Consider the following 12,692-nt stretch of genomic DNA (forward strand, 5'->3'; position numbering starts at 1 on the left):
CAATACGTGGCTCAGACAATACAACCAGATCAGACCACATCATGCTCTGAACATGCGCCCACCAGTCCCAGAAACCCTTTTAGACAAACCGCAAATCACTGGTACTGAAACAAGGGGCTAGACAGAAATTAGATCCGGAATTTCAATATCCCGAATCTGCTGCATTTATCGAAGCGATGTCAGCGGTCTTGATAGAGGTTCCGCGAATATCAGAGATGATAGAAGACAGTCAAAGCAGATATATCTGTGAGCTATGCTTCACGGCATCTCTCTACGAGTGACCAGAAAGCATTGGGTGCAAATATTGGGTGGGCAATTTTGCCCACCTTTTTTGTTGATATGTCCCGCAAATTCAGTTTACCCACCGTCGCAATACAGTCGCGATACCGACGTAATACCGACATGTGATTTTCGGGGTTTTGGTGGGTGTTTCAGGCGCTGAAGCCACCGCGTTTTCCCGTTCTTGCGGAGTGTTTTTGAGGGGTTTGCGAAGGTGTGGTGAGGGTGTTTTTGTTTTTTGTTAATTTTTCAAGAATGTGATTTAATTTATTAAAAGCAGATAGTTAGATACCTCCTACGGCCAAGGCAATGGCTGGTACAATGGCACTGGTGCCGGGCCAGAGGTGTTCGAGAAGGATCAGTACTTCTTCCACCCCGATCACTTGGGTAGCTCAAGCTACATCACCGATCTGGATGGAGAGATTTTCCAGCACCTGGAGTATTTCCCCTTCCGTGAGACGTTCGTGGAAGAACACTCGAATACGCAGCGCACACCGTACCTCTTCACCGGCAAAGAACTCGACGAAGAAACCGGCCTCTATTACTTCGGGGCACGGTACTATGATCCGAGAACGTCTGTGTGGCAAAGTCCGGATCCGATCTTGGCAAAGTACTTGCCTACAGCGAACAATACAACGAGTATTACTTTCGCGAGCGTGGTAAATGGCTATCGGCCCTATAATTTTAATTTGCCAGGACGCGGCGGAATTTTTGAACCGGGTAATCTCAATCTATTCGGATATGCCCAACAAAAGCCGGTCCACCTTGTCGATCCAGATGGACGATGCATTGGGGCGCCAGAATTATTTGCGATGATGTCCGAAGGATGCGGTAGATTCTTTGACGGCAGAATTTCAGTTGGCCTTGATGTCGGAACAGCACTTGCGCATATGACAAATATGATGGGTACTGGTCCAGAGGCTGCAAGGGCAAGAAATATTGATCGTGCAATCAGAACAGGCGCGGGCGTTATTTGGGAGAATCTAGCCGAAGTGGGAGAGTATATTTTCGACAACGGAGCTGATATTGCGATTGAAAAGCGTGGTTATTTAATGGGCCGCGCATATCAGTCGGTTAAGAATTCAGCGACGGTAGCATTGCTAACAAAAAAGCCATCGATCCGAGTTGGAACGGGTGCAGGGCAATTTTCGCTTTCAACTTACGGGGGCGCGGTGAACGCAGTAGACAGCGCGTTTCAACAGCTGGAGGATGCAGGCATCCCGTCATCTGTACTTTCAAACGAAGGGCTGGCTCGGTTGGTTTCTGCCGGTACAGCAGGTATGAACATCGACTATGATTCAAATAGCAGAACATTGTATGCGTCACACCGGCATTTGAACGAAGGCCAAAAGTTTGTCATACAGCAACTAGAGTAGTTGTTCATAAGATGAGTGCCTGCGAGTGAACACAACAAGACACTGGAAACAATGAATTTTACACGGAACTTTTTCAGCTTGTTGATTTGCCGACAAATGGTTAGCAGCATAATTGCATGGATTATTGCTTGGTTGATTGGATTCCTATTTTTGCAGCTGATACTACCTCTGGAGCCGCAAAAATATGTGCCCGCTTTAGTAGTGGTTCTGTTTTTCCACGGTGTTGTCCCAAGCTTGGTTTTGGCGGGAATGGAAATACATCGTGATGAGAAGAAGTTATTGCAGCGGCTGTCTCGAGACAGCTCGTGGCTGCTGTTCATTTCATATCAGGTGACACTTATTATCGGCGGTGGAATTATTCTGTGGGTTTCAGGCGTGCCAAGCTTTGTATGGGCTCTGGGATTGGGCTTGTTTCTGATTGGGCCAATATTCCTTTCATCGTGTTTTATGAAATTGATTGGAGTAGATTCTGAATAAGCAAGCGTAAGATGGATTATTCCCACCGTCGCAATGCAGTTGCGATACCGACGTCATACCGACATGTGATTTTCGGGGTTTTGCGGGTGTTTCAGGCGATGATACCACCGCGTTTTTCCCGTTCATGCGGTGTGGTTTTGAGGGGTTTGCGAAGGTGTGGTAAGGTGTTTTTGTTTTTTGTTTTTTTAGGGAAGATTTATCTTTTTAAAAACAAATAGATACAACCTGAACGGCCACGTCAAGCGCTACAAGTATGACGATGCCGGAGAGCGGGTGATCAAGCGCGGCCCGCAGGGTGAGACCGCATATGTCAACCAGTTCTTCACCATGCGCAACCGCGAGGTCGGGACGATGCACGTCTTTGCCGGCGGCACGAGACTAGTCTCCAAGCTCGTGAAGTGGAGTAGATGTTTTGTGAGTGCTTTGACAGGGCAGGTGGCGTGCAAAACTTCGCTAGGCCATCACAACCCGTTCACCTGGTTCCATTCAATCTTCGATATTCTCGACGAAGAACGGCGTTTCTACATTTCCTCTGGATCAAGCTTAGCGGACCTGTCGTCGAACCGGTGAGTGAGCAGTACGGTTTTCATTCGTTCTGGTTCGACAAAATTCTATTTTGGGTTTGTTGTCACAATTTGCCCTAACTCTCCTTGTACGGGAATACAAAACAAATGGGGTCAGACCTTGGATACACTCGGACCGGACAACGCATTTTGGATAGATGGAGAATGGATTGGTTGGGATAGCATCATCGATCCGGAGGAAATCAGTTATAGCCGACTTGCTGAACTCGAGCGGGAAGCAGAGCTGCGTCGAAATTATCCAAACGCCGACTTGACACTGGTTCCATACTTTCACGAATTACTGAATATTGCTGAGGCATATTTCAACGACACCGGCCGACATCTTAATCTCTACGGAGATATAGGTGAACTCTTTGGTGCGGTTATGTATGGCATTAAGCTTCACAAAAACTACGCCAAAGGGTCCGATGGTAGATTGGGTGACGATTTCGTTGAGATTAAAACCATTTCACCAGCGAACAAAAAAGACAAAACGATTGTTCATCTGGATGACCGGCATTTCAACAAACTACTTGTGGTAAAAATTGGACCTGACTTTAGCGTATCCGGGCGTTTGATAGAGCGAGAAAACCTGCCCAAAAGAAGTGGCAAGAAGATACACATGTCGTGGATAGACGTAGCTAAGCTTGCATAACCGAGTTATTCCGCTCAGCGGACATTCGAACAAACCGCAGCTAATGATCGAATTGAGCCCACTTCGACCAATGCTGCACGGCGCGTGAAGGGCAGCGAAACTGCCATTCGCAAGAAGTCGATTTGAACAATGAAGATCCGAATCTGGCATTCGCTCGTTTCCCGATATCATTGGTAAGCTGCGACGCTATCTTTGGAGTTGCTCCCAGATGGATTGCGCAACAATGCCAACGTCTTTGTCGCGTTTGCGAATTTGAAACAGGTGAGATTGGCGTTTTTGATAGCCTTCAACATTGAGAACTACCAACTCGCCCCGCGCCAATTCATTTTCGATCATATGCGTAGGAATGCCGCCCCAACCCAACTTCGCTAACAAGATCTCTTTTTTTGCGGCAAAGTCCGAAACGGTCCAGCGAAGACCCCCTGGAAGCAGATCTCGGCTTTGAGCAAACTCGCCGCTACTGCTGTCGGCGACGACTACTTGTGTGTAGCTCTGCATCTCGCTGATTGTTTTCATGTGCGAACTTCGTGCGGGCTCGAAGTCTGGATGGGCCACCGGCACGATTGTTACCTGTGCAAATGACAGCGCCTCTACCTGCTCAACGGGAACGCCATCCATAGCTGCAATGATGATGTCAGCATCATTTCGTAACAGCCGCTCAATCGGTCCCCCCATACTCTCCCGTGATAAACGTATATGAGTGGCTGGGTATTGATCCCTGATGGTGCCGACGATTTCGAGAACTGGCTTCAGAGGAAACGTGGCGGTCACGGCCAAAAACACTTCAGGCTCCTGGTTGGCGCTCAGATTTTTCGCAACAACATTTAACTCTTTCATCTGCTGCATTACGCGTGTTGCTTGCCGAAAAAACACCTCTCCTGCTGGGGTCAGGCTTGGTCTGTATTTTTCGCGCGATAGCAGCGTGATATCGATTTGGGTCTCAAGTTTCTTGAGCATGTGGCTAATCGCAGATTGGGATTTGTTCAGCCGCTCGGCCGCGCCTCGAAAGGTTCCCTCTGTGACGATGGCGTGCAGCACGACCAATTGCTCATAGGTTATCACGCAACGCGACCTTTCGCTCAAGATGATTAATAGAATAGATCATCAAAGTGAATATTCAATGTTATTAATGAATTAAAATCATTGGTAGCGTTCCCCAAGTCACATCGCGAAACCTCGGAAAGGGAACCTCTTATGAGACTTCATTACAAACCCGGTGCATGCTCAATGGCATCCCACATCATCCTGAACGAAATCGGCACGTCGTTCGAACTCGACAAGACAGATACCGAAGCGGGCAAGACTGAAGCAGGCGAGGATTTTCGCAAGATCAGCCCGAACGGTTATGTTCCGGTGTTGGTCACGGACGGCGGTGAGATTATCACGGAAAACCCTGCCGTACTGCAGTATCTGGCTGATCAGTCGCCCGACACCGGGCTGGCGCCACCGAACGGTACGCTGGAACGCACGCGGCTTCAGGAATCCCTCAATTTCGTATCTTCGGAACTGCATAAATCCTTCGGTCCTTTTTTCTCGGGTACTGAACTTAATGGAGATGCAAGACAGAAAGCCGAAGCTGGAGTCGGACGCCGCGCCGCGCATATCGAGCGAACCCTCGCTGACGGGCGCGCGTTCCTTCTGGGCGCGACATTTACCGTCGCGGATGCCTATGCATTCGTGGTGTTGAACTGGGCGGGGTTTGTTGGGGTAAGCCTTGACGCATTTCCCAAAACCCAAGCCTACATTGCGCGTATCGCGGCACGTCCTGCCACCGTGAAGGCGATGGTCGCAGAGGGCCTAATTGAACAGGAACAGGTGGCATGAACGAGTTTGGCGCGGTAATCGGCGTGCTGGAAACCTATTTTGATGGTCTCTATCACGCCGACGTTGAAAGGCTGGGAATCGCGTTTCATCCAAAAGCAATCTATGCGACGGCGGACGAAACTCCGCTGCTCTATCGCACGATGGATGAATATTTTCCGGTGGTGGCCAAACGCTTGTCACCAGCCTCCCGCAATGAACCTCGGCGTGATGTAATCGAATCCATAGAGTTCGCAGGCGAGAACACCGCCTTTGCCCGGGTGCGGTGTTCCGTCGGCGCGAAAGATTTCATCGACTTCCTAACGCTGGTACGCACCGACGGCGCATGGCGGATCATGGCCAAGATTTTCCAAATCACTGAACGCGAGATCTGAAAGGAACCAACATGCCTTATGTTAACATCAAGGTAACACGCGAAGGCGTCACGGCGGACCAGAAGGCAGAATTAATCAGAGGCGTTACCGACTTGCTAGTCCGCGTTCTCGACAAATCACCGACGACAACATTTGTTGTCATTGACGAAGTTGCGCATGAGGATTGGGGGATCGGTGGCTTGCCCGTCGAGGAATACCGCCGGTCAGTGACGCGGTAGTTACGGTGTCTATTCGCACACCACTGAATGATCTGTTCGGCATCAAACATCCCGTTCTACTGGCGCCTATGGCAGGTGTCAGTGGCGGCGCGCTTGCTGCTTCAGTCAGCAATGGCGGCGGTTTGGGGCTGATTGGCGGCGGATATGGCGACGCCGATTGGCTCGAACGTGAGTTTGACGCAGCGGGAGATGCACGGATTGGAGTCGGTTTCATCACCTGGTCTCTGGCTCGTCAGCCGCATCTGCTTGATCTTGCCCTAGATCAAACACCTGAAGCGCTGATGCTTTCGTTTGGCAATTTCCAACCGTTTCTTCGTCGAATTAGAGACACGCAGACGAAGCTGGTCATTCAAGTGCAGACACTGACCCAAGCCCGCGTGGCAGTTGACGCTGGCGTTGATGCCATCGTGGCACAGGGCACAGAGGCAGGCGGGCATGGCGGTGGCAGAGCGACGCTGCCATTCGTTCCAGCGGTTGTGGACATCGCGCAAGGAATACCGGTCATTGCCGCAGGAGGGATCGCTGATGGGCGCGGGTTGGCGGCGGCACTTGCGCTCGGGGCTTCAGGCGCATTGTGCGGAACCACGTTTTTTGCAAGTGATGAATCTCTCGCCAGTGAAAATACCAAACAAGCAGCCGTTCGCGGTTCGGGGGACGATACGGAACGCAGTTCCGTATTTGACATAGCGCGTGGGCTCGACTGGCCTTCGGATTGGAACCTGCGCACGATGCGTAATGCATTCACCCGGCAATGGAGAGCGGATATCGACGGTCTTACACAAAACCTCGCTGCCGAGAAAGAGCGTTTTGAGGCCTCACAAACGGCTGACGACACAGACGTTGCCGCCGTAATTGTCGGCGAGGCAGCTGATCTCATCCGGTCCCGCGAACCCGCGCAAACCACGCTTCACAGAATGATCTCGCAGGCTGAGCACCGGTTTCGCCGGGTCGGCCAACTTGTCGACCCCATCACAAAGGATTGAATCGATGCAGAAACTTAAAGGGAGCTGGTCGTGGGGCGAAACCGTCGTGACAAGCGCTGGTTCGATTGCCGCCGGAAGTGCAGGTGATGGACCGGACCTCGTTCTTGCGCATGGATGGCCGTGGTCTTCTTTTTCGTGGCATCGCGTCATTTCAGCACTGGCTGAAACCTACCGCGTCCACTGGTATGACCTGCCGGGCTACGGGCAATCCGATAAGCGACCCGAGAAAGCCACGGCGCTCGACGTTCAGGGCAGCGTGTTCGCAGAGATGCTGGCACACTGGAAACTGGATCGCCCTCGCGTGGTAGCACACGATTTCGGTGGCGCGGCAACTTTGCGCGCGCATCTTTTGCATGGCTGTGATTTCGAGAAATATGCCCTGATGAACGTTGTCGCAATGCGCCCTTGGGGTCGGAATTTTTCGATCATGTTGGGCGACATGTCGAGGCCTTCACAGGCCTGCCACCGCACATCCACAAGGCAGTGGTGGAAGCTTATATTCGGGGTGCTCTCGTCAACGAGATCGAAAGCGAAGACTTCTCAAAGCTCGTCGAACCGTGGCTCGATGAAGACGGTCGCGGGAGTTTTTACCGGCAATTCTCTCAAGCCGACGAGCGCTTCACCGCGGACGTCGAGCCGATGTTCGGTCTAATCCGATGCCCGGTGGCCATTCTATGGGGTGAGGATGTTCCATGGATTCCGCTCGAACGGGGGAAGGCGCTGCATGAACGAATCCCGCAGGCATCGTTTCAATCGTTTCCCAGCGTGGGGCACATGCCGCAGCTCGAAGCCTCGAGCCAGATTCTCGAAGCCATTGCTGGATTTCTGCGAGATGACATCGCAACTTAGCCGGTCAGTTCAGCAGAAAAAGCCAACTACAAAGGATCAGGACAATGCAGAAAATCAAAGGAAACTGCCTGTGTGGCTTGGTCTCGTACGAGGTTGTCAACGCGTTCGACAAGATGTTCATGTGCAGCTGCGATCAATGCAGACAGATCACTGGATCAGCTTTCGCATCAAATCTGTTCATAGCAGTTGAAGCGTTCAGCTGGCTGGCTGGTAGCGAAGACATTGTCACCTATCAAATGCCGGGACGGGACATCTCCAAATCGTTTTGCAGGGTGTGCGGCTCTGGCGTTCCATGGGTCAACAGCGACGGCAAAAGTATGATTGTCCCTGCGGGAGGTCTGCAAGGAGAGCCGGAAGTGGCAGACAAGTTCAGGACATTCGTCGCCGAACAACCATCGTGGTCATCAAACCTTGAACAAGTCGCTGCACATCGGGAGTTCCCATCGTAGGACAGTTTGCTGCCATCATCGGTTTTACCCGAGTAGCTTCCTACGACAAAAGCCCTGAATATTACATGACCACAGTCCCGAAGCTAAACACCTTATGAGGAAAAGCCGTTGATAACCTGCTATGTTCAATACGAACTGAACCCGTCGAAGATTTCCGAGTTTGAGAAATACGCGCGCGCCTGGATCCCCTTGGTCGAGAAATTCGGCGGCACGCATCATGGGTACTATTTGCCCCATGAAAGCCCAAACGACATGGCCGTCTGCTTTTTTTCTTTCGCATCTTTGGCTGACTATGAGGACTATCGCATAAAGAGCCTCACTGACAGAGAATGCCAGAAGGCTTACCAATTTGCTGAGGAAAAAGAGTGTATTCGACGCTACGATCGCCACTTTTTACGGCCTTTGGAATGCTAAATTAGGCCTGTACAATCCGCCACATTGGCGCAAACAATTGCATGAAACTCGACCGTTTCAGACATCCGTTAAGGTTCTTTGAGGCCAATTGACGAAAACTTGGTCCAACAGATCAGCTTAGCTTTTCAAGGGTGCTGCGACCTCGCCTTTATCCAATCTATCAGGAGCCATCTCATGACCCGCCCCCCGCTTCCGCCATTTTCCGAAACAACCGCCGTGCAAAAGGTGCGCGCCGCCGAGGATGGCTGGAACAGCCGCAACCCCCAGCTGGTAACGCAAGCCTATACCGATGACAGCCAATGGCGAAACCGGTCTGAGTTTTTCTCTGGACATGCCGAAATCGAAGCATTTCTGACCCGCAAATGGCAACGCGAACATCATTATCGCCTGATCAAGGAGCTATGGGCATGGACGGAAAACCGGATCGCGGTGCGATTTGCTTACGAGTGGTCTGATGAGGCCAACAATTGGTTCCGATCCTATGGCAACGAAAATTGGGAATTCGCAGCAAATGGGCGGATGTGTCGACGCATTGCCAGCATCAACGATATGCCGATAACGGCAGCTTCGCGTCTGTTTCACTGGACCTTGGGCCGTCGCCCCGAGGACCATCCGGGCCTAACCGAACTGAATCTCTGAAATGGAAATCAACGTTCCCATGGAGCGCTTGTTCCAGTGTTCCCGGAGTCGGTACACTCTCACGTTCCTCAAGTGGAAGCTTTGGGAAAGGGCACCGTAAACAGCCATCGCCGGACACCTTGCTGTTCCTCGGTCTTGATCGCGACAAAGCGCATCGTCGGACGCGTTACGGCCTCACAGATCGCCTCTGCATCGACGGCGTCCGACTTGCCGCGTTTGACATAGGCTTTCACGTACATCGCAGGCATCAGCCGGACTTCATGGCCCAGCTTCCGGAATTGCCGCGCCCAATGGTGGCTGGATCCGCAGGCCTCCATGCCAATGAGACATGGTTCAAGGGTCTCGAAGAATTGCAAAAGCTGTGCACGCCTAAGTGACTTGTTGAACGCAACGGTTCCGTCCGCTGTGATCCCGTGCACCTGAAAGATGTTCTTGGCCAGATCTAGGCCGACTGTTGTAACCTGCATTGGGTGGCTCCTTTCCTAGCAGTGATAGACAACTGCATTATGGCGCATTGCGACGCCGGGGGAGCAGGAGCCATCCACCCATCCGCAAAGCAGCTTTGGTCGAAAAACTCAGTTTTGTGCGTTTTTGGCCCTTAACTTTGCTTCGAGCTCCGAAATTTTAGCTTGCAGCGATGACACTTCTTGATCGGCTTCAGCGCGCGTGAACCGGGGCGTGATGTATTGCGGGCAGTTCCAATCAAATGCCTCGACAGATATCAGCAATCCCCGCTCTGTCCGCGCCTGATAGCGATCGCCCAGGATCAGCTTTTGCAGGTTGTCCTGATCAGAGGGGGCCAGTGTGTGAACCCTGCCCAGCAGTTTGAGGCGGGTTTTGTTTGGGTAATCCATAAAGAACAGCGATACACGGTCGTTCTGGCTTAGATTTCCAGCGCTTACATATTGCCGGTTGCCCCGAAAGTCGGCAAATCCCAGCGTTCTGTCGTCCAAGATCTTCACAAATCCTGCCGGACCTCCGCGATGTTGAACATATGGCCAGCCTGTCTCGCTGACGGTTGCCATGTAAAAGCTGTCGCGCGCGGCAATGAATTGCGCTTCATTTGGGCCCAGAACGTTGTTGTAGTCGTCACCAACTTCCATTCTCGCATATGCGTTGCGCGACCCTTGGTCGGACTGGATGTTTTTCACGGCGTCCGTGAAGGCGAGTTCAGCGAATTTATGTCCCATTTGACGGACCCTTTTGAGTTGAAGATTTTACGGGCCGAGGTCTGATGCCGCTGGATGGTCAAACAGCCAGTAAAGATTGTACCCGCTTTAGGTGGTCTACATATCGTAATGACGGCGAAACGGTGCAGGGTGGCCCCTGCACCGAAGTGGCTTAGTTGGTCAGGTTCTTGGATAGGAATGTCCGGATGGTTGCCGCAACTTCAGCCACGTGGGATTCAAGGATGAAGTGACCGGCGTCAATCAGATGCAGTTCCGCATTTGGTAGATCGCGCAGGTACGGTGTCGCCCCTTCGGCTGGGAAGATGTGGTCGTTCTCGCCCCAGACGATCAACGTGGGAGGTTGATAGGCACGGAAGAACTCCTGGAATTCCGGGTAAAACTCTACGTTCGTGCGGTAGTCATAAAACAGGTCCAGTTGGATTTCCTGATTTCCCGGCCGATCAAGATAAGCCTGATCCAGCATCCACGCATCCGGGCTCACACGGTTCAGATGCGTTTCAGGCACTCCGTGGGTGTACTGCCATTCGGTTGCGCCGATATTCAGGAAACCGCGCAAGGGCTCACGATTTTCATCGGTCGCATCAGTCCAGTAGGCGCGAAACACATCCCAGAACTCCAGCAGGCCTTCTTCATAGGCGTTGCCGTTTTGAATGATCAGTGCTTCGATTGCCTGTGGCTCTTTCAGGGCGAGGCGGTATCCGACGGGCGCGCCGTAATCCATCACATAAAGGCTGTAGGAACTCAGCTCCAAAGTGTCGGTAAACCCGTCCATCAGGGATGCAAATCTGGCAAAGCTGTATTCAAATTCGCTGGGGTCCGGCATCGCGCTGCGGCCAAATCCGGGATAATCCGGTGCAATCACGTGATAGTCGCTGGCGAGTTCGGGAATGAGATTGCGATACTGTTGTGACGACGTAGGGAAACCGTGTAACAACAACAAAGTAGGAGCATTTTCATTCCCGGCTTCGCGGTAGAAGATTTCCTGCCCGTCAATGTTCACAGTGTTGTAGCGAACCGCGTCTTGGCCAATCGCACTGAGGGCAGCGGGTGACGTTGCCGTTTCCTCTGCGAAGGTTGCCGTTGCGTGCGGCACCGACAGCGCCAATGCGATGAGGCCAGACAAAAGGGTCGGCTTGATCGAGTTCATTTTCATTTCTGTATCCTTCGATTGGGGCCGCGTTTCAGAGAGCGTTGCTGCGGCGTGTGAGCAACAGATAACGACCTTCCAATGATGGAAGAATAATGATAACTGTGAATTCATTATTGCAAAATGTGGAATAAATGGACCGCATCCAGCAAATGGAAGTTTTCGCTGCCATCAATGACACCGGCAGTTTCGTGCAGGCTGCCAACCGCCTTCGCATGTCGCCACCGGCTGTTACGCGGGCAATGAATGCACTGGAAGACAGGCTGGGCGTTCAGTTGCTAACACGATCCACACGTCAATTGACACTTACTGATGCCGGAACGCGATTTTTGATCGCAGCCCGCCAGCTCCTTGCCGAGATCGAGTCAGCCGAAAAACTGGCGGTTGGCGAAGAAGGGGTGGCACAGGGCCATTTGACTGTTTCGGCGTCGTTGGCTTTCAGTCGTATGATCGCCGCGCCAGTCATTCGATCTTTCCTATCTTCGCATCCACGGATTTCAGTGTCATTGGTCGCGGTCGACCGGGTTACCAATATTGTCGAAGAAGGAATTGATGTCGCGATAAGAATTGGTGAATTGCCGGATTCCAACCTTATGGCAAAGCGTCTGGGCGTTGTACGCCGTCTATTTGTCGCCAGCCCGGAATATCTGGATCGCCGCGGCACTCCGAATGATCCATCGGAACTAAAGCTGCATTCGATCATCGGATTCACCGGGATCATGTCGAGCCGTGACTGGCACTACAAGCACGGCAAATTACGGGGTCACGTCCAATTGCATCCCCGGTTTGAAGTGAACGATGCAAACACGGCCTTGACGGCCGCGACCGCAGGCGAGGGCATAACAATGGCCTTGTCATACATGGTTACCGACGAAATCCGGTCCGGTCGGCTCGTGCCCGTGCTGATAGATTACCTGCCACCTGCAGAGCCGATCCACCTAGTTTATCCACATAGCAAAATTGTCGCCCCGAAGGTTCGGGCGTTTGTGGATTTTGCCGCGGACCATTTAACCGCAGCTATCGGGCAATCGGAACTTGTACTGAGTTAGTGGAACCTCAGACGACTCATCTGACCGCGGCATTCGAAACAATATCAAACCCCAATAGCAGCCGTTGCAATTCAAATTCCAGATGGCAGAACAGTCCCTGTGAGTTCAACGGGTGGTCGCAACACTTTAGTCTTTTTGGAAAGATGGAGTGTTGAGATATGAAGTACCGCACGCGTACGTTTTATACTGACAAGCAGAAGTCAGAGATG

Annotated in this window: 16 protein-coding genes and 1 pseudogene; 13 read left to right on the plus strand and 4 right to left on the minus strand. The window is 52.0% G+C overall.

Going from position 1 to position 12,692, the window contains the following annotated elements; all coding sequences use genetic code 11:
- The first annotated feature begins 623 nt into the window (after window positions 1-623).
- The 4 genes from AC2D8P_RS15900 (at window position 624) to AC2D8P_RS15915 (ending at window position 3,350) form a co-directional block, all read left to right on the plus strand.
- On the plus strand, window positions 624-1,655 hold the full coding sequence (locus AC2D8P_RS15900) for an RHS repeat domain-containing protein (RefSeq protein ID WP_484703787.1): 1,032 nt from the start codon (window positions 624-626) through the stop codon (window positions 1,653-1,655).
- A 51-nt stretch (window positions 1,656-1,706) separates the two neighbouring features.
- On the plus strand, window positions 1,707-2,132 hold the full coding sequence (locus tag AC2D8P_RS15905; protein WP_484703788.1) for a hypothetical protein: 426 nt from the start codon (window positions 1,707-1,709) through the stop codon (window positions 2,130-2,132).
- Window positions 2,133-2,405: 273 nt separating this feature from the next.
- The gene (locus AC2D8P_RS15910; RefSeq protein ID WP_484703789.1) at window positions 2,406-2,702 is read left to right on the plus strand and encodes a hypothetical protein; all 297 of its coding nucleotides are present in this window, start codon (window positions 2,406-2,408) and stop codon (window positions 2,700-2,702) included.
- A 114-nt stretch (window positions 2,703-2,816) separates the two neighbouring features.
- Complete coding sequence (locus tag AC2D8P_RS15915; protein WP_484703790.1) at window positions 2,817-3,350, plus strand: hypothetical protein; 534 nt, start codon at window positions 2,817-2,819, stop codon at window positions 3,348-3,350.
- A gap of 186 nt (window positions 3,351-3,536) precedes the next feature.
- Here the strand turns inward: AC2D8P_RS15915 and AC2D8P_RS15920 are convergent, their stop codons facing one another.
- Entirely contained in the window at window positions 3,537-4,412 is an 876-nt protein-coding gene (locus AC2D8P_RS15920; RefSeq protein ID WP_484703791.1) for a LysR family transcriptional regulator, read from the minus strand.
- Window positions 4,413-4,577: 165 nt separating this feature from the next.
- Between AC2D8P_RS15920 and AC2D8P_RS15925 the strand changes: the two genes are divergently transcribed.
- The 8 genes from AC2D8P_RS15925 to AC2D8P_RS15960 all read left to right on the plus strand — a co-directional run bounded on the left by AC2D8P_RS15925 (window position 4,578) and on the right by AC2D8P_RS15960 (window position 9,097).
- Window positions 4,578-5,174 (plus strand): glutathione S-transferase C-terminal domain-containing protein, encoded by a 597-nt coding sequence (locus AC2D8P_RS15925; RefSeq protein ID WP_484703792.1) that lies wholly within the window; start codon window positions 4,578-4,580, stop codon window positions 5,172-5,174.
- The gene (locus AC2D8P_RS15930; protein WP_484703793.1) at window positions 5,171-5,545 is read left to right on the plus strand and encodes a nuclear transport factor 2 family protein; all 375 of its coding nucleotides are present in this window, start codon (window positions 5,171-5,173) and stop codon (window positions 5,543-5,545) included. The genes AC2D8P_RS15925 and AC2D8P_RS15930 overlap by 4 nt, the downstream gene beginning before the upstream one ends.
- Window positions 5,546-5,556: 11 nt before the next feature.
- Window positions 5,557-5,763, plus strand: coding sequence for a tautomerase family protein (locus AC2D8P_RS15935; protein ID WP_484703794.1), 207 nt, complete (start codon window positions 5,557-5,559; stop codon window positions 5,761-5,763).
- A 5-nt stretch (window positions 5,764-5,768) separates the two neighbouring features.
- A complete protein-coding gene (locus AC2D8P_RS15940; protein WP_484703795.1) occupies window positions 5,769-6,746 on the plus strand; it encodes an NAD(P)H-dependent flavin oxidoreductase in 978 nt (325 codons plus the stop codon).
- A gap of 4 nt (window positions 6,747-6,750) precedes the next feature.
- Window positions 6,751-7,398, plus strand: coding sequence for an alpha/beta fold hydrolase (locus tag AC2D8P_RS15945; protein WP_484703796.1), 648 nt, complete (start codon window positions 6,751-6,753; stop codon window positions 7,396-7,398).
- A 241-nt stretch (window positions 7,399-7,639) separates the two neighbouring features.
- A complete protein-coding gene (locus AC2D8P_RS15950; protein WP_484703797.1) occupies window positions 7,640-8,044 on the plus strand; it encodes a GFA family protein in 405 nt (134 codons plus the stop codon).
- Window positions 8,045-8,152: 108 nt separating this feature from the next.
- On the plus strand, window positions 8,153-8,458 hold the full coding sequence (locus AC2D8P_RS15955) for an NIPSNAP family protein (RefSeq protein ID WP_484703798.1): 306 nt from the start codon (window positions 8,153-8,155) through the stop codon (window positions 8,456-8,458).
- 174 nt (window positions 8,459-8,632) lie between these two features.
- Window positions 8,633-9,097 carry a nuclear transport factor 2 family protein gene (locus AC2D8P_RS15960; protein WP_484703799.1) on the plus strand — a complete coding sequence of 155 codons (465 nt, stop codon included), beginning with the start codon at window positions 8,633-8,635 and terminating at the stop codon, window positions 9,095-9,097.
- Window positions 9,098-9,216: 119 nt separating this feature from the next.
- On the opposite strand, the pseudogene AC2D8P_RS15965 reads toward AC2D8P_RS15960, so the two are convergent.
- The 3 genes and pseudogenes from AC2D8P_RS15965 to AC2D8P_RS15975 all read right to left on the minus strand — a co-directional run.
- Window positions 9,217-9,564: pseudogene (locus tag AC2D8P_RS15965) on the minus strand (IS110 family transposase); the annotation flags it as partial.
- Between the two features lie 108 nt (window positions 9,565-9,672).
- Window positions 9,673-10,287, minus strand: a complete 615-nt coding sequence (locus tag AC2D8P_RS15970; RefSeq protein ID WP_484703800.1) for a pyridoxamine 5'-phosphate oxidase family protein — start codon at window positions 10,285-10,287, stop codon at window positions 9,673-9,675.
- Between the two features lie 151 nt (window positions 10,288-10,438).
- Entirely contained in the window at window positions 10,439-11,440 is a 1,002-nt protein-coding gene (locus AC2D8P_RS15975) for an alpha/beta fold hydrolase (RefSeq protein ID WP_484703801.1), read from the minus strand.
- Window positions 11,441-11,568: 128 nt separating this feature from the next.
- On the opposite strand from AC2D8P_RS15975, the gene AC2D8P_RS15980 reads away from it, so the two are divergent.
- Window positions 11,569-12,483, plus strand: a complete 915-nt coding sequence (locus tag AC2D8P_RS15980; protein ID WP_484703802.1) for a LysR family transcriptional regulator — start codon at window positions 11,569-11,571, stop codon at window positions 12,481-12,483.
- Window positions 12,484-12,692: the final 209 nt, after the last annotated feature.

It is taken from the genome of Roseovarius sp. YIN77 (genome assembly GCF_057219155.1).